This window comes from Pseudogemmobacter sp. TB195 (genome assembly GCF_058313095.1).
Window position 1 is genome coordinate 98,220 of sequence record NZ_JBZEGG010000015.1, and the last position, 17,325, is coordinate 115,544.

Below are 17,325 nucleotides of genomic sequence, written 5' to 3' on the forward strand. Positions count from 1 at the left end.
CGTCACACCCCGTAAAGGTCGGGTGGCAGGGTGATCCCCCAGCGGCGGAAGCGGTCAGACGAGTCCGAGCGTACCCCGGTCGCGGCGAAATGCCCTTCGACACGGCCATCTGGGGTCACACCGCTATGTTCGAAATAGAACAGCTCCTGCATGGTGAGGACATCGCCTTCACAGCCCGTCACTTCGGTGATCGAGGTCACTTTGCGGCTGCCATCTTGCAAACGGTTGACCTGCACGATCAGGTTGACCGCGCTGGCGACCTGGCGCCGCAAAGCTGTCAGGGGGATCTCGATCCCCGCCATGGCAACCATGTTTTCCAGCCGGCTGGTGGCGTCGCGCGCCGAATTGGCGTGGATCGTGGTCATCGAGCCGTCATGCCCGGTGTTCATCGCCTGCAGCATGTCGATCACTTCATCGCCACGGGTCTCGCCCACGATGATCCGGTCGGGGCGCATCCTGAGGGCATTGCGCAGACAATCCCGCTGGGTGACGGCGCCTTTGCCTTCGATATTGGGCGGGCGGCTTTCCATCCGGCCGACATGTTTTTGCTGGAGCTGCAATTCGGCAGTGTCTTCGACGGTGATGATCCGTTCGCGCTTGCCGATATAGGCCGAAAGCGCATTCATCAGTGTGGTCTTGCCCGAGCCGGTCCCGCCCGAGATCACAATATTCAGCCGGCAGGCAACGGCCGCGCGCAGATAGATCGCCATCTTCTCGCTCATCGCGCCCAGAAAGGTCAGCTGTTCGAGGCTGAGCTTGTCCTTGCGGAATTTGCGGATGGAAACCAGCGTGCCATCAAGCGCAATCGGGGAAATCACGGCATTGAGGCGTGAGCCATCCTGAAGCCGGGCATCGACATAAGGGGTGGATTCGTCCAGCCGGCGCCCGACCATGCCGACGATCTTTTGCAGGATGCGGCGCAGATGGGCCTCGTCCTGGAATTGCACATCGGTCAGTTCAAGAAGCCCGCCCTGTTCGATGAAAACCTGTTCCGGGCCATTTATGAGAATATCCGAGACGGTCTCGTCATTGAGCAGGATTTCCAGCGGCCCCAGCCCCATGACCTCATAATAGAGATCATTGACCAGGCTGTCGCGGTCGGACCGGCTGACCGCAACACTTTGCGACGGGATGACCGCTTTCAGAACCGAGGCAATCTCGGTTTTGATATCTGCCTCCGAGGCCTGCACCAAAGCGGAAAGGTTGAGAACCTCCAGCAATTGCTGATGGGCCTGCTGCCGGATCTCGGTCAGCTTGCGCCGCCGCTGGCGCGCGGCCTGGTTCTCTGCCGAGGGGATTTCCGCCGGCAGCGCGGCTTCAGGCTGAAAATGGCTGAGCGGGTTCTCCTGGGGAGCCTCGCTTTGCTCTGCAAGTCTGCTGTCGCGAAATTTACGGAACATCAGCCAGCCTCCGCCGTGGTCAGCTCTCGGGGCCCTGCCTTGGCAAGGATGTCTGCGGCCAGGTCGCGGACCGCCAGTCGAAAGACATTCGCCGGCGCATGCCTGGCCAGGGGAATTCCGGCATTGCAGGCCATGGAAACCGGATCTCCCCCATCGGGCAAGGTTTTGAACACGCCGAACTCATTATGCTTTTCAAACCGGGCGCGGGCGTCTTCCCACAGCTGGGACCGCCGCAGCGGCGCGCGGTTGAGCAGGCAGCGGAATTTGCCTCCGGGCAGCCCTTCGGAGCGGATAAGATCCTGCAGCTTCGCCAGGTTCTGCGCGGAACGAACGTCGAGCAGGGCAGGGGCCAGAATGACAGAGGCCTGGTCGAAGGCGGCCCCGCTCCAGTCCGGAAGCTGATGCGGCAGATCAACAATCACCAGATCCGCCTTGTTGCGGGCGAGCCCGATAAGGCGGCGCAGATGCGCGGCATTGATCCCGTCGACCGGGAGGATCTCGCCCGGGTCCGAGAAAATATGCAGGTTTGGGGCGGTGCTGCGCAGACACATATCGAAGGCATCAGAGTCGAGCGCCTCAATACCGCGATAGGCGTCAAGAATGCGCGTATTCGCCGTGAGGCCCGCATAGGTTGCGACATTGCCATATTGCAGGTGCAGATCAATCAGGCAGACAGTGCGGTCTTGCTGCGCCTGCGCCAGTTCGGCAGCAAGATTGACGGCGATTGTTGTCGCACCCGCCCCGCCGCAGATGGGGAGCACCATGATTGTCTTCAGCGCGTCAGGCAGGTCGCGTCCGGGTGGCGGCACTATAGGAACGGACGGCGCGGGAACGGATATCCTGTTCTTCCCCTTGCGCGGGAGGAACCTTCCCCAGAATCCTGAAGCCGGCGCAGAACCGGCTGCGCTGTCTGATCCGGGCCCGGCTGTCCTGTCAGCGGGGGCGTCCTCTCCGGCAGGTGGGGCAGTATCGGTAAAGGGGGGGCCGTAGAGAACCTTAAACCCTTTGCGCGCGGCATCCGGGATCTGCAACCGCGACTTCAGCGGCAGCAGGACCAGCACTTCGCCCGTGTGCCTGCCTGCCTCTTCCACAAGCGCCTGCAAAAGGCGCGGCAGCGCCGTCTTACTGGCATTCGGGACCAGAACGACGGTGTCGAAGCGGTCTTCCCGATGCAGTTGCAGATGGTCGAGCGCCTCGGACATAGACAGATCCGTGCGAACCGCACCGGGTGGAATGCGCGAGAACCAGGCCGCAAAAAGCATCACGGCGTCAACGCCATCGCAGATCGAGCAAAGGCGCGTTTCTTGTGTGGCCCGACGTTTGCTCAGCATGGGACTTCGGCAATCGATCTGGAACCGCCCCTGATGACTGCGGTCGGACAGCGCTCCCGGGAAGAGTTCCCGCCGGTGATCTTGCCGAGTATGGATGAGCCGCCTGTGTCCTGGGTGCCGGATGCGCGCACCGCCAGCGGCAGTTTCTCAAGGTCGGTCGGGCCAAACACCACAAAATCACCGTCAAGGCTGCGGCTGCCATCCGACAGGATGATGCTCATGAAGCCGCTCTGATGATTGGCCACGACACCGCGAATGGCGTCCGTGAACTCTCCTTCCAGCAACAGCTTGTCAGCAAGCGCTGAAACTGCCCCGGCAGGCTGCCCGTTTGCGGGCGGTGTCCTGACGCGCAATCCGGTCGCGATCAGTCTGGTCTCGGATTTCCCGGCGCCGATATCCTGGGTCCAGACAATGTCGACCCGTGTCCCGTCTGCAAGCTTGTCGCTGAAATCGGCGAGGTTGCGCGGCGTGATGGCAAAAATCCGGCCGTTCCCGACTGGCAGCAGCACCCCTGCCGGCGTTGTGCCCGATTTCGCAATGTCAGTATCGAATATCGCGTTTCCGGCTTTCAGCGCGGTCAGCGCCACAAAGCTTTCGCCCGCGGCGGCCACGGGCAGACCTTGCAGGATGTTGCCAGGCAGATAGCTGACCGGCACTTTTGCTGTAACAAGGCTTTCCGCAGTCAGCACGGTGCCGGGAGCAATGTCGCGTGCCGCCAGCGGTATCTCAACAGTCTCACCAAAGGCGCGTAAGCTGCTGCGTGCCGCGGCGAGCTCGAGCTCCAGGGCTCTTGTATAATGAAAGGTGCCGAACGCCCCGCCGAGCGCCAGGACGATCCCGCAAGCGATCAGTGCGATTATTTTGACGTGCATTGCTTCGTGCAACCTTGGGTATAGTTAAGTTTTCTATCTGTGGTGTCATTTCCGACTTCGTCAACCGCGCGCTCTACGATCTGAGCAAGCTTTTCCGATGCCAGATCCAGAACGCCGCTGTTCACCATCGCCATTGCAGCAGCTGCCAGCGCGAACGCGGCAGCACTCAGCACCAGCCAGTCGACAGAGACGGCACCGCTCTGGCCGGTCGCAAATCTTACTGATCTTGTCACCTGGCCCTCCTCACGTTTCCGGAAGGCGCAAACATCACTTCGCGCAGTATTCCGATCAGTCGTCTGTACGGTACATACTAAGTAAGGTCACGCAACTCTTGTTCTACTGAAAGATCATGTATCCGATCGGCTTACCCGCAAGGTAGTCTTGGCGCGCGGCCGCGTAGTGGCGCAGGCTCTTCTCGATATCGGCGTCCGACATAAGGCCCGACAACATTGCTTTCGCATCGCGACTGCGCCCGTCCAGCGCATAGGCGATGGCCAGATTGGCGCGCACGGTGTCGCCATTTGCAGGATCGCGCAGCAGTTCTTCCATCAGTTTCATCCCGGCGCCGATATTGCCGCCCAGCACCTGGGAAAGGGCGTAGTTGCTCAGCAAGGGGAAGTTGGTCGGCCAGGTCTGCAGGGCGCGCGTGTAGACCTCCTGCGCTTCTGCATGGCGGGACAGGTAGTCAAGGGAGACAGCTTTCCCGGTGAGAGCCGCGAGATTGGTCCGGTCGAGCCGCAGAGCTGTATCGAAATGCTCGATGGCGATCTTGGGATGCATCTCCTGGAGCGCGAGATTGCCGAGCTGGTTGTGAACCTCGGGATTGCGCCGGTTCAGATCGCGTGCCCTGAAAAGCGCATTCTGCGCGCGGTTGTACTGGGCCAGTGCAGTATAGGACTTTCCAAGCCCGACAAGGGCGGTCACCGATTTCGGATTTCTGGCAGAGGCGAGCTCGAACAGGCGGGCGGCTTCAGCATAATCCCCGATGGACCAGGCAGCCTCGGCGACCTGTTCGGTTTCGCCTTGCGGTTGCTTTTCCATGACAGCGGGCAGGCTGCAGCCGGATAGCACAAGCAATGCACTCAGGATGGCCGGAAGCGCAGCCAAGCGTGAAAACATGTCCGCCCTCATAAGTTGTATTCCACTATAGGTTTAGTCGCGGGATTTCAGAACGTCCATCACCTCGAGTCGATGGATATTGCAAAGTCCGAACGAGTAACATATACGAAAGTTACTTTATCAGTTCTTAGGTTTGTATCATGCAGGTAAAAGCTAAGCGAGATCTGGCAGAAACAACTGTCGGTAGCAGTGTCTGAACCTGAAGTGGGTCGGATGTATATGGCCGGGCCATAGGTGTTGGTAAGCAGTGAATCTACCGGAAGCGGAACCGCCTTACTGTTTCCGGCTCTTGGCTGCCGCTCTTTGCGGCAGCCTTTTTATCAGGCGAACCGGGGTGTGAGGCGTGTCGGGTTTGCGTTCTATATGGCATTGCGGGAATCGACCGACTGACCTATGCCAGTGACAAAATCCCCGGAGGGCCATACCCATGGTTGAGATATTTACGGCGGCAAGCGGCCAGTCCGGTGCTGCGACCCGCAGCGTTTCGAATGATGTCAGGCTCTCTGTTCCGTCCGAAGTCTACTTCGGAAGCGGTGCTGCGGGAGTCGCCTTCTACGAGAAATCCGGGGCGGATCTGAAAGTGACACTCCTGGACGGGCAGGAGGTCATGGTCAGGGATTTCTTCGTCATCGGTCCTGCCGGAGAATACAGCCGGCTGCGCGATGGCGGATCGGCAGGCGCGATCGAAGTGACCGGGCTGATTGCGCCGGAACCCTTTGTCCCCGCAGATCCCACGGCGCAGACCGCCGTCGCAGATGTTGAGGCAAAACCCCAGACCGTGGAACCTTCGGGCGCATTTCGGGAAGGTGAGACCGTGGTCGAGGTCGATGTCGGGGGCGGTGAACCGACGGGCGCGGCTTCGGCAGATGCCGGATCCTCCGCAGGCGGAGACGCCGGCGCCGGCACTTACTTTGCCGGTATGCCGTTGGACAGCGCAATTTTCGGGGCGTCTATGTTCCCGGCCGTGGGGATTATGATTCGCGGCGGCAATGACGACCATGTCGCACCTGCACCTGCACCTGCGGCAGCGGCGCCGCAGGCAGAAACCGTTGCGGAAGATGTTCCCGCCCCGGTCGATGCTGCTGCGCCAGCAGACCCTGATGTTGTGTCTCTTCTTGCGGCCATTCTTGATCACGGCCAGGCTGGGACCGATCTGTTTGCCGGCGACACGTCTGCCGCGCCTGTCTCTCTGCTGGCCGACGCGGCGGATGGCAGCGCATTGCATGACGCAGGCCCGGACCTTCTTTCGGCATTGATGGGTGATCTGCTCTACACCCCGCCGGAAGGCTGACCGGCGCATTTGCATATGGTCCTTGCTTCCTCCTCGTTTCGGCTTGCCCATTCCGGTGCTCTCGCACTTTTTGTTGGTGCGTTTCTGGTGTCACCGGTTCTGGCTCAGTCTCTGAAAGAGGCGGTCAGGATCGGGACGGAGCGCGACCCGACGGTCGAGGCGCTGCAACACGCCGTTGCGCGCGAAACCACCAATATCGAGATCGCGAAAGACGGCAAGCGGCCGCAGCTCAGTGTTTCCGGGGCCACCAGCACGACCGATGATGATCCGGCCCTGACAGTGACTGTCTCGCAGGTTCTGATCGACTGGGGGCTGGTCAAAAGCAGGATCGCGGCCGCCTCGCTGAGCCGGATTAAGGTCGTGGCGCAGCTGAAAATGGCGGTTGAGGATCTCAGCCTCGAGATCTCTGAACTGTATCTGGAACTTGAAACGCTCGATCTTAAGATCGCGAAAACGCAGGTCTATATCGACTTCGCAAACCGGATTGAAGGCTTCTCGCGCAGCCGCGTCTCGGCGGGGCTTTCTGACAGTTCCGAAATTGCACGCGCGCTGCTGGAGATCGCCCGTGCGGAAGAGCGGATGACGCAGCTGCAGGCGGATCGCACGATCACATCGTCACAGCTGGAATACCTGCTGGGCAAGCCGGTGGTCAATCCGGGCATTCCGCCGAACCTTGCCTTCACCGATCAGTTTGCGTCCAGCGCGAATATCATTGCCGCAGTCGTGATTGCTCCGGCCTATGTCGAGGCAAAAGCCGATCTCGATATCGCGCTTCAGGGGATCAAGGCAGCCAAGGCGTCCAACAAGCCGAAGATCACCCTGCAGGCTCAGGGCCGTCAGGACCTGACGGGCGGGCGCGGTCGCAGTGGTGCGGTAGGAATCACGGCGGGCGTCGACCTGAATTCCAGCAGTTTCAGCGGACGCGCAGTGGTCGCGGCTGAACAGGATAAGGCCGCAGCCGAAGCCCGGCTGAAAGCGGCAGAGCGCGACCTTCAGAATACGGTTCGGGTTTATGTCGAACAGATTCGCGTTTTGCAGGGCAATGAGGCCTCGCAACAGCGCCAGCTCGACCGGGCGGCTGAGGTTCTGGACGCCTATGAGCAGCAGTTTATCGGCGGGAAAAGAGAGTTGATCGACCTTCTGACCACGGGGCGCGATCACTACGAAGCCGAAATGGACAAAATTGAGACATACAAAGAACGCAAACATACGGAATATGCTGCAGCACACTCCGTTGGTATGTTAGGCTCTCTTTTGTTTGGTACCCGTTGATCCAACGTTAAAGACCTCCAGCACTCAGGCGGGACATTATGGCTGCCAGCGACAACAGGGACGCGCTCGTTCTCGGCCTGATAGAGCTTTGTCGGGCACATGGTATTGCGGCCTCGGTCGAAAGACTGAGCGATGGCCTGCCGCGAGAGGCGCATGGCGGCCTCAGCATCACCGCTAGTGCGCGGGCGCTGCGCCGCGTGAATCTGAGCTGCCGGATTGCCACCGGCCCGCTCTCCTCGATCCCGCCAGAAGCGCTGCCGGTTCTTGTCTTTGGCAAGGATGATGAAGTCGCGCTGCTCGAAAAGCTGGATGAGACCAGCGCTGTTCTTGTGCTGCCGGAGACGGGTGGCGGGCGCGTGCATAAAAGCCGGGCCGAACTGGAAGAGGCCTATGGCGGTCGTTTCCTTGCCTCTAAACCGGTTGATGTGGTCTCGCAGCGGCTTGGTGAGACCGATCCCGACAGGCGGCACTGGATCATCGGTGCGGTGCTTGGAAACATGTCCATCTACCGGGATGTTTTCCTTGCGAGCTTTGTGGCCTCGCTCCTGGCGGTCTCGACCGCGATGTTCTCGATGCAGGTCTATGACCGTGTCGTGCCGAACCAGGTGTTCGATACGCTGTGGATTCTGGCCAGCGGTGTCGGTCTTGCCATTCTGCTGGAATTTGTCCTGAGGATGATGCGCTCGCGGCTGATCGATCTGTCGGGGCGTGATCTCGATCTGACGCTCTCGGCACGGCTGTTTGAACAGGTCGCAAATCTTCGCCTGTCGCACCAGCCGCGTTCGACCGGGGTCTTTGCCAACCAGGTGCGGGATTTCTCGACTGTACGCGAGTTTTTCACCTCGGGCACAGCGTCGGCGATCTGTGACATTCCCTTCGTGCTGATCTTTATCGGCATCATCGCCTATATCGGTGGCCCGGTTGCCTTTGTCGTATTGTTCGGGGGCGTGCTGATGGTTGGGCCGGGGCTTCTGATGCAGCGCAAGCTGGCAACGCTTTCCCGCCAGAATACCCGGGAAAGCGCTGCCCTGAACGGCCTTCTGCTGGAGGCGGTTTCCAATCTGGAAACGGTGAAGGCGGCGCGTGCCGAGGGGCGGCTGCATCGTGCCTATGTGCAGCTGACGGCGACCATGGCCGAAACCGGCGTTAAGGCCCGCGAGCAGACCACGTTCCTGATGCAGATTGCGGCTTCCACGCAGCAGCTTTGCTACGGGTTGGTCGTGGTGGTCGGGGTTTATCAGATCTCGGCCGGTAATATGACGACCGGCAGTCTGATCGCCTGCACGCTTCTGACCAGCCGGACGCTGGCGCCGCTCGGCCAGGTGGCCGGGCTTCTGACCCGCTGGCAGCAGGTTCGGGCCGCGATGGACAACCTGGACAAGATTATGGAAATGCCGGTCGAACGCCCGGCGGACCGCCATTATCTGCGCGCCCAGCAGATTGGCGGCAGCTATCAGGTGACGGATGCCACCTATGCCCATGACAAGGAAAGCGGCGAGGTTCTGAACATCAAAAGCCTCACCATCAGAGCGGGCGAACATATCGCGCTTCTGGGAGGCAACGGGGCAGGCAAATCGACCTTCCTGCGGCTGATCGCCGGGCTGACAGATCCGGCATCGGGCTCGGTTCTGCTTGATAACCTGTCACTGGCCCAGATTGATCCGATCGACCGCCGTCGCCAGATCGGCTATCTGCCGCAAAGCGCGGCCCTCTTTCAGGGCACCTTGCGCGAAAATCTCCAGCTTGATCACGGACTTCACAGTGATGACGAGCTGTTCGAGGCGCTGGATGCCGTTGGGCTGGGACGCCATGTCCGGCGCCATGTCCGCGGTCTCGATATGGCGCTTTACAGCAATGCCAATGTCTCGGGCGGGCAGCGTCAGGCCATCGGCCTTGCCCGGATCATTTTGCAGGATCCGAGGGTGGTGATCCTGGACGAACCCACGGCCGCCTTTGATCACATGACCGAACAGCATGTCGTGCAATTCCTGAAAACCTGGCTGGCAGGCCGCACCGCGATCATCGCAACGCATAAGCGCGAACTGCTGGCTCTGACAGAGCGCGCGGTTGTTCTGAAAGACGGCGCAATCGCGCATGATGATGCGCTTGGCAAGATCATGGATCTTGCACGCGCCTCTTCGACCCAGCAGGTGAAGGCTGTCAAATGACACAGACAGATTTACAGCCGGATTATCTCGACGGAAGTTTCCGTCGTAAATCCATGGTAACGGCCCGCCATACGGTCTGGATTGTTTCGGCATCGCTGCTGATCGCGGTGATCTGGTCCGCTTTTGCGCAGATCAATGAAATCACCCGTGGCGACGGAACCGTGGTTCCTCTGCGCCGGATGCAGACGATCCAGAGCCTCGAAGGCGGCATTCTGTCGGAATTGCTGGTGCATGAAGGTGACATCGTCCGGGAAGGGCAGGCCATCGCAAAGATCGATGCGACACGGTTTCGCTCGGCCTTTCTGGAAACCACTGCCGAGATCGATACGCTGCGCGCCGAAATCGCTCGTCTCGAAGCCGAGGTGATGGAAAGCGACAAGATCGAATTCAGCGGTGATGCGGATGGTGAAGCCCGGGCCAATGAGCTGCGGCTGTTTCAGGCCCGCCGCACCAAGCTGAATGAATCTATCGGCGCGGCCGAGGCCGAACGCGCCGCGATCATCGGTCAGATCGACATCACCGAGCCGCTGGCGAAACAGGGATCTGTGAGCAAAGTCGATCTGCTGCGGCTTCAGCAGCAGGAGGCAGAGCTGCAGGGGCGGATCAGCGAGTTGCGCAACAACTATGTGCAGGAAGCCTATCGCGATCTGGTTGCGAAAAAGGGGCGGCTTGTGGTGCTGGAACAGCAGATGATCCAGAAACAGGACCAGCTTGACCGGACCGAGATCAGATCGCCGGTTTCGGGGCGCGTCAACAACGTCAATATCACCACGCTGGGCGGTGTTGTGCAGCCCGGGGAATCCATCATGGAAGTGACCCCCATCGACGATCAGCTGATGATCGAGACAAAGGTTTCTCCGCGGGACGTGGCCTTTATCGCACCCGGAATGCCTGCCAGCGTAAAGATCACGGCCTATGATTTCTCGACCTATGGGGATCTCAGAGGGACGGTCTCGCAGATCAGTGGTGATACGGTCGATGAACAAACGGCAAACGGTGTTCAGGCCTATTACCGGGTGATGGTCACCACCGAGAAAAGCTATCTTGAACGAAATGGTGAGGAACTGCCGATCCGCCCCGGCATGGTGGCGCAGGTCGACATTGAATCCGGTCGGCGTTCGGTGCTGAGCTATCTGACGCGGCCGATTTTGCGCGCTCAGCTGCGTTGATTAAATTGTAGGTAATACAACCAGTGGTATTTGTAATCCCGCTGGATATCGCGTTATGGTATTCGCGTATCGCGCAGTAGCCGATACGATGTGACAGACAACGGCGTAATAACGCGACTGCGGGGGAGAAAGATTAATGGCAGGCATGGGGCTCTCGGCCGTGATGTCGTTTTTTCTGACCGTTGCCGCAGTGGCGCCGAGCTTTGCCCAGGAAGTCTGGAGCGCCGGGCGCGGGGGGCTTTCCCTGAATGTTTCCGAGGCGAAATTCATCAAGCTCGAAGAGCCTGCGACCGCAGTTTTTCTTTCCAATCCGGATGTTGCCGAGATCGATCTGCAATCGGCCCGCTATCTCTACATCGTTGGCCGCAATATCGGTGAGTCAAATCTGTTCGTCCTGGGAGAGAATGACGAACAGATTCTCAGCACCACCATTTCTGTCGGCATCGATTCCGCCCGGCTTGCCTCGGCCGCGCAAAGTGCGATCAGCGGTGGCTCGGTCTCGGTGAAAACGGTCGAAGGTGCGGTCTTTCTCAGCGGCCGCGTGCGCAGCATCGATGATGCCGAAACCGCCGCCGATGTTGTGGCGGCATTGCTTGGCGATGGCGCAATTATCGTCAACCGGCTCGAAGTTGAGGCGGCCTCTCAGGTCAATCTCCAGGTTCGGATCGCCGAAGTCTCCCGCACCATCAGCGAGGATCTTGGCCTCAGCCTGAGCGCTGCGCGTGATGTCGGGCAGCCGCGTGTTTCTTCGCGCCCCGGAGGCGTCGACATCAATGTCGGTGCAGGCAACCGCAATATCAACCTGGTGCTGGACGCCCTCGCGCGCAACGGGCTGGTCACCATCCTGTCCGAGCCGAACCTGACGGCCCGTTCCGGCGAGGCGGCGACCTTTCTGGCCGGGGGACGGATCCCCTACAGGAACACTGACGCGGACGGAAAGATTTCGACGACCTTCGAATCCATCGGTGTAGAGCTGGAATTCACCCCGACCGTCTTTGATCAGAACCAGATCCAGCTGCAGATCAACACCCGGGTGCGCGCAGTTGATGAGGCCAATTCCACACCGGACGGGCGCGCTTTGTCCGAGCGCAGCGCGACAACCACGGTGGAACTCGGCAGCGGTCAGAGCTTTGCCATTGCCGGCATGTTCCAGGCCGATACCGCACAATCGCTGAGCGGTATCCCCGGTCTCGTCAATCTTCCGATCCTCGGGGCGCTGTTCAGATCCTCAAGCTTTAAGAAGGGCGAAACCGAACTGGTCATCATCGTGACCCCCTATCTGGTGAAGCCCACCAGCCCGAACAACCTGCGCACTCCGGTCGATGAGGTGAAGCCAGCAAGTGGCGCCATTGAGCAGCTTGTGACCGGGCAAATGAGCAAAACGATCCGTCCAGGCGAAAAGGGCCAGTCAAAGGTCCGCCGGGGTGGGTTCATGCTGCAATAGGAACCGACAGTGCAGATCAGAGTCACCCGCATTTTCGTGCCCTTGCTGACAGCAGGGCTTCTGGCAGCCTGTGGCGCCCCATTGCCGCAAGGCCCGACCGAGCGCCTTTCTGCGCAGACGCATGAGGCCGTTCTGCCCTATTCCTTCCTGTCCTGCTCGACCGATATCGGTGCGGCCGAGCAGAAGCGGATCCGCAGCTTCCTGGATAAGCTGGGTCTGACCAGCCAGGATACTCTGGTGGTCTCTGTGCCCAAAAACCGCCTGCCTGAACGCGATGCAGGCCGGCGTAAGACGCTCAGCCAGATTTTTGCCGCCTATCCTGCGCGGGTCCGCTTTATCCAGGACGATGATCTGCGCGAATTGCCGCAATCAGAGCCGCAGGGGATCATCCGGGTGGTTCGGGTGACGGGGGTAAATGTGACGTGTAAAGGCGGCACGGGCGAGGCGGGATGCGCTTCCGCCAGAAATCTTGCCGCGATGATTGCTTATCCGGCAGATGTTTTCATGCCGGATAAGGGGGCAAGATATTTGCCTCCGGCAAAAACACCGCAGGCAGGGTTTGCACCGTGAAACCGGATCTCTTCAGAGCTGTCAGGTCCTGGGCGAAGCGCGAAGATGGCGCGATTACCATCGAATTTGTGATCATTTTCCCGCTGTTTCTCGCCTTTCTGTTCCTTATTGTCTTCGTGAGTTTTCTGATTGCGACCGCAAGCGATGTGCAGCAACTGGCGCATGAACTTGCGCGACAATCCATTGGCCGTCTGAGCCGCGCAACGCCGCCCGCAGATGTTTGCAAGTCCCTGGCCGATGACGAGATCCTGATGGGGGTTCTCATCGGGCAGTCGGTGCTGCTTGACCCTGCGGATCTGACGGTTCTGCCTTGCCCTGGTGCTCCGGATGCGAACGGCTTTGTCACCGTGCAGGTGACGTATAATTTCGCGGGAAGCTTTGTGCAGTCGCTGGGGCAGACCTTTGGCGTTGATCTGGGGATCATCACCCGTATTTCTGCCATCAAACTCTGACGATCTGACAATTTGCACCTGAAGCGCGGCAGGAATCGGGTGCATGCAACGTGTGATTGATTTATCAGACGTCGGATTGCGGGAATCCCCTCTGCCGATTCCCGATCTCATCTTCAGCTGCCACTGAGGGGAATATCTGATGGCTGTCTTCCTGAACCTGCAACGTGCCGCGCCTGCTGTTCTGATCGCGGCGGCTGCCGGATCTGTTTTTGTCGGCAGCCTTCAGGCACGGCCCTATTCGGCGGTCGAGGTTCGGGGGGCCGAATTCATTGCAGCTGATGATATTGCGGCTGCCTGTGAGGTCGTAGCGGGCGAGTATGACTCATCCGATATGAGCGCGGTCCGGGAATGCCTGATGAGCAGCGGCCAGTTTCGCAGCGTAGAGGTGCGGGGCGAGGGCGCGACCCTTGTGGTCGAGGTCAGCGAGCTGAATGACCGCCCCGGCCGGGTTGAGGTCGGTCTGGCTTATGACAGCCGCGATGGCGCGACGCTCAACCTTTACTTCGAGCGTTACAACCTGTTTCCGGGCACCTTTGGCTCAATTGATCTGCGGTTCGCCGAAGAGGTGCAGTCTTTCCGCACATCGCTTTATCGCGCGGATGCCTTTGGCGATCTGGATTTCGGGATTGATACCGAGATACGCAAGACCAGCTATAGCGATCAGGGCTTCACCGCAAAGCGGGTGCTGGTCGAGCCATATCTGGCACTTCCCTTTGCCTCGGGCGGCAGGGCGGAACTGGGGGTCGGCTATCGCCGCGACGATATGACGGATGTGGCCGCGGGCTCCAGCGTGCTTTTTGGCCGTGAGATGGGGGTCATTGACGCACCCTATGTCCGCCTTGGCGTCAGCTATTCTTCCAACCCCTCGAAGAACGGCGGGGCTGGTTTCGTGACCGGGCTTTCGCTGTCACTGGACCAGTATTTCTGGGGGCTTGGCACCGATCAGAAGACATATGAGACCCGGATCGAGGCGGATGCGCGCTTTGCGCTGGCAGAGAAGACATCGCTGCTGGTCGGGTTGCGCGGCGGTATTGTTTCCGGCCAGAATGGTCATAACACACGCGCGGTTGACCGTTTCTTTGTCGGTGGGGCCGATTTCAGGGGCTTCGCGCCGCGCGGCATCGGCCCGAAAGACGGCGACTGGTTCCTTGGCGCCAATAATTACTATGTGACCAGTGTCGAGTTGCAGCGTGAGATCGACCAGCTGCTCGGCACCACCGGGCGCGTCGGCGTCTTTGCAGATATCGGGTCGGCCTGGGGGCTGGATGATACGCTGGGCGGCACAGTCGATGACGGGAAGTATATCCGCAGCTCGGTCGGCGTTTCGCTGACACTTGATCTGGGCAATATACCGGTGTCGCTCTTTGTGGCCAAACCGGTGGATTATCAGGATGGCGATGACAGGCAGAGCTTTGGTATCAGTTTCAGTACGTCATTCTGAGAAATCCGGCTGCGGCAGCAGATCTGCCGCAGCCGGACAGAATGCGTTCAGGCGAGCTTCAGATTGCGCGCCTGGATAACCGCCTGGGTCCGGTTTGTGACCCCCAGCTTGCGGCAGATCGATTTCACATGCATTTTGACAGTCGCTTCGGCCAGCCCCAGATTTTCGCCGATTTCCCGATTGGGCATACCATCGGCCAGGAGATTGAGCACCGAGACCTCGCGGTCTGAAAGGGGCGAGACGAAAGCCTTCTGTGTGGCTTTATTCTCCTGGATCAGCTCAAGCGGGAAGTAGCGCTCTCCTGCCGCCATGAAGCGAATGGCATTTGTGAGGCTTTTCATCGAGGTTGTCTTCGGAACCAGACCGGCCGCCCCATTCCGGGTCATCTCATCGACAACACGCGGGGTAGGGCCCCCGGTGATGATGCCGACCGGCTTCCCCGCATTCAATGCGGTGATCTGCTTCAGCGTTTCGACCCCATGCATCCCGGGCATGTCGAGATCCAGCAGGATGAGATCGAATTCGCCGTTTTTCTTCAGTTGTTCTATCGCGCCTTCGACCGAGATCGCGGTGCTGAGCCTGATATCCGGGCTGTTCTCCAGCACGAGGCCGATAATTTCGAGGATAAGGGTATGGTCATCGGCGATGAGCACACTGAGCGGCGCAGGTGCCGGATTGTTTTCACTCATCATGTCTCTCTCGTTGCCCTGTCAGAGTGGCCCTGTCAGGTGAATACCGCCGACTGCGACGATTGGATAAACGTCTATAAAAATCACATGCTCAGAAGAGGAAATTGTCAAGACTTTAAGCAGGGATCCGGCCCAGCGGTTCAACAGCTTCTCTTTTTGGGCAGTGACCTCGCCGGTCGCACAAAACTTAAGACTTATGATCGGGATTACAGTCAGCTTTCGGCCGCATACTGCTGCAGCCGCACTTCCGTACTATGTGCCATCTCTTCCGCAAGATCCAGCGTCGCGGCATCGCATAGCCCCACCCGGGCGTCGATCTGCAGGCGCCGGAGTGCATATTCGACCCCTGCCAGCCCGGTAAGACCGGCAGACCCGATCGCTGAATGGATCCGTGCCCGCAGATTGTCGGGGATTTCCGGGCTGCGGGCGAGGTCAAAGACCTCGCGCGCCTCTTCAAGCGCGCGTTGCATGAAGACAAGCGTTGCAGGGCGTCCCATCTCTCCGGTCAGTTCAAGGACAAGTGCATTGTTCAGCATGGTTTCGGGCGTCTGCATTCTGTTGATGGCCTGTTGGCGGGGCCGTGTCCCTTCTTTCGCATCCCTGAGAGCGAGGCGTAATTCCGACGGGCGAACGGGTTTGATAAGGATATGATCCATCCCTGCGGCGAGGCCGGATCCGTGGATCACCGAGCCGACATGTGCCGTAAGCCCGACAATAAGAAGATGTTCTCCGGCGCTTTCCTCGCTGCGGATCTGGCGCGCCACTTCGATCCCGTCAATATCGGGCAAAGTGACGTCCAGCAAAACAACATCGATCTGATCTTTCTTTGATCTGACCCGCAGCAAAGCATCCATACCGTTGACGACGCCTTCAACTTCCGCGCCGGCATCCGTCAATGTCCGCAACAGGATTGCGAGATTTACCGGATTGTCCTCGACGACAAGGATCCTGAGACCGGCAAGGCTGATGAATTCCGGACGGTCCGGGTTCTGATCCCCGCGCTGATCGTCCCGTGCCCTGGCGCCGGTAAGCGGTAAGGTGATGCGGAAAAGGGCGCCACGTTCTTTGCCCTGTCCCAGCTCGATCCGGCCGCGCAGGCGGCTGACCGCGCGGGACACAATGCCAAGCCCAAGCCCATACCCGTCTTTGCTGCCCGGTTGGAGGGGCCGTCCGCCCGGGCCGGGGCTGAGCACCAGCTTGCGCTCGGCCTCAGAAAAGCCCGGCCCGACATCTTCGACTTCCAGCGTTACAAGACTTTCAAAGCTGCCTTCGGTGGCCTCGATTTTCAGTCTTACGGTAATGGGGCCGTTCATATTGAAACGGTTCGCGTTTGTGATCAGGTTTTGCAACACCGCGCGCAACAGATGCGGTCCGCCGCTATGCCAGGCCTCACCTTCGGGCAGCTCGGCCAGGATAAAGTTATTGCTGCGCCGGCAGATCGGGTCGAGCAAACGGACCGTATCGCGCACGACGGCGATCAGGTCGAAATCGACCCGCGGTTCCGTATCTGCCGATACCCCGTCCATCCGCACCGTTTCCAGCAGATTGGCGACCTGATCAATTGCAAGCTGAGCGAGGGCGCCAAGCTCGGCCTCTCGGCCATCCTGCGTTTTGGCGTCTGTAAGACCGTCCGCCGCAATGATCAGCGATTGCAAAGGTGCGCGCAGATCATGGGCCATATCGGTGATGCGTTCTGAAAGCGAGCGGTCCTCGGCAGACATGGCGCCACTGGTGACACGCATCAGATAATAGCGGGCGAGCCCGGTTTCCGCCGGAATGACGTGCAGATCCGCAGTCTCTTCATGGCCGGGGCTGACGCTGCAGCTTCCGCGTGCCTGCGCTTCATCGCGCGCGCCTGCCCAATCCGCCGACCTGCCGAACCTGTGCCATTGCGCGACTTTCGCGGCTCCGGCCACAGCATTTGCAAGCAGGAGGTCTCCGCTATCCGCAAATATTGCCGTGGCGCGGCTGTCGGTCGCGATAACCGCAGCAAGCAGATCCAGGATGTTGCCGGCGCAATCCGCTTTGGTCTGTGCCGGCTGGTGCGCCACTTTGGGAGGAATCACGTCATACTCCTTAAGATCTGCCGAATGTGTTTCTTCGTGGT

Annotated in this window: 15 protein-coding genes; 8 read left to right on the forward strand and 7 right to left on the reverse strand. The window is 59.8% G+C overall.

The genetic code is table 11. The features are described 5' to 3' along the window. Window positions 1-2: 2 nt before the first annotated feature. From AC4FS3_RS16215 to AC4FS3_RS16235, 5 genes are all read right to left on the reverse strand, one after another. Window positions 3-1,400 (reverse strand): TadA family conjugal transfer-associated ATPase, encoded by a 1,398-nt coding sequence (locus tag AC4FS3_RS16215; RefSeq protein ID WP_491021419.1) that lies wholly within the window; start codon window positions 1,398-1,400, stop codon window positions 3-5. After that, window positions 1,400-2,731: a CpaE/TadZ family protein gene (locus tag AC4FS3_RS16220; RefSeq protein WP_491021420.1), complete on the reverse strand. Its 1,332-nt coding sequence runs from the start codon at window positions 2,729-2,731 to the stop codon at window positions 1,400-1,402. Before AC4FS3_RS16220 ends, AC4FS3_RS16215 begins: the two co-directional genes overlap by 1 nt. Continuing rightward, on the reverse strand, window positions 2,725-3,603 hold the full coding sequence (locus tag AC4FS3_RS16225) for a CpaB family protein (RefSeq protein ID WP_491021421.1): 879 nt from the start codon (window positions 3,601-3,603) through the stop codon (window positions 2,725-2,727). The genes AC4FS3_RS16220 and AC4FS3_RS16225 overlap by 7 nt, the downstream gene beginning before the upstream one ends. Next, a complete protein-coding gene (locus tag AC4FS3_RS16230; RefSeq protein WP_491021422.1) occupies window positions 3,588-3,836 on the reverse strand; it encodes a hypothetical protein in 249 nt (82 codons plus the stop codon). Before AC4FS3_RS16230 ends, AC4FS3_RS16225 begins: the two co-directional genes overlap by 16 nt. 103 nt (window positions 3,837-3,939) lie before the next feature. Beyond that, window positions 3,940-4,722, reverse strand: a complete 783-nt coding sequence (locus AC4FS3_RS16235; RefSeq protein WP_491021423.1) for a tetratricopeptide repeat protein — start codon at window positions 4,720-4,722, stop codon at window positions 3,940-3,942. A gap of 427 nt (window positions 4,723-5,149) precedes the next feature. Here AC4FS3_RS16235 and AC4FS3_RS16240 point away from each other — a divergent pair, with 427 nt between their 5' ends. From AC4FS3_RS16240 to AC4FS3_RS16275, 8 genes are all read left to right on the forward strand, one after another. Next, a complete protein-coding gene (locus tag AC4FS3_RS16240) occupies window positions 5,150-6,013 on the forward strand; it encodes a hypothetical protein (protein WP_491021424.1) in 864 nt (287 codons plus the stop codon). A 15-nt stretch (window positions 6,014-6,028) separates the two neighbouring features. Continuing rightward, complete coding sequence (locus AC4FS3_RS16245; RefSeq protein ID WP_491021425.1) at window positions 6,029-7,285, forward strand: TolC family protein; 1,257 nt, start codon at window positions 6,029-6,031, stop codon at window positions 7,283-7,285. 38 nt (window positions 7,286-7,323) lie between these two features. Then, window positions 7,324-9,453 carry a type I secretion system permease/ATPase gene (locus tag AC4FS3_RS16250; RefSeq protein ID WP_491021426.1) on the forward strand — a complete coding sequence of 710 codons (2,130 nt, stop codon included), beginning with the start codon at window positions 7,324-7,326 and terminating at the stop codon, window positions 9,451-9,453. Beyond that, entirely contained in the window at window positions 9,450-10,622 is a 1,173-nt protein-coding gene (locus AC4FS3_RS16255; protein WP_092902998.1) for a beta-barrel domain-containing protein, read from the forward strand. The genes AC4FS3_RS16250 and AC4FS3_RS16255 overlap by 4 nt, the downstream gene beginning before the upstream one ends. Before the next feature lie 136 nt (window positions 10,623-10,758). Further along, complete coding sequence (locus AC4FS3_RS16260) at window positions 10,759-12,066, forward strand: type II and III secretion system protein family protein (protein WP_491021427.1); 1,308 nt, start codon at window positions 10,759-10,761, stop codon at window positions 12,064-12,066. Between the two features lie 9 nt (window positions 12,067-12,075). After that, window positions 12,076-12,636, forward strand: coding sequence for a hypothetical protein (locus tag AC4FS3_RS16265; RefSeq protein ID WP_283179172.1), 561 nt, complete (start codon window positions 12,076-12,078; stop codon window positions 12,634-12,636). After that, window positions 12,633-13,088 carry a TadE/TadG family type IV pilus assembly protein gene (locus tag AC4FS3_RS16270; protein ID WP_283179171.1) on the forward strand — a complete coding sequence of 152 codons (456 nt, stop codon included), beginning with the start codon at window positions 12,633-12,635 and terminating at the stop codon, window positions 13,086-13,088. Before AC4FS3_RS16265 ends, AC4FS3_RS16270 begins: the two co-directional genes overlap by 4 nt. 139 nt (window positions 13,089-13,227) lie before the next feature. After that, window positions 13,228-14,529, forward strand: coding sequence for a BamA/TamA family outer membrane protein (locus tag AC4FS3_RS16275; RefSeq protein ID WP_491021428.1), 1,302 nt, complete (start codon window positions 13,228-13,230; stop codon window positions 14,527-14,529). Between the two features lie 47 nt (window positions 14,530-14,576). Here AC4FS3_RS16275 and AC4FS3_RS16280 read toward each other — a convergent pair whose 3' ends face one another. Together AC4FS3_RS16280 and AC4FS3_RS16285 are read right to left on the reverse strand one after the other, a co-directional pair. Then, window positions 14,577-15,218, reverse strand: coding sequence for a response regulator (locus tag AC4FS3_RS16280; protein ID WP_491021429.1), 642 nt, complete (start codon window positions 15,216-15,218; stop codon window positions 14,577-14,579). 212 nt (window positions 15,219-15,430) lie between these two features. After that, entirely contained in the window at window positions 15,431-17,284 is a 1,854-nt protein-coding gene (locus AC4FS3_RS16285) for a hybrid sensor histidine kinase/response regulator (RefSeq protein ID WP_491021430.1), read from the reverse strand. Window positions 17,285-17,325: the final 41 nt, after the last annotated feature.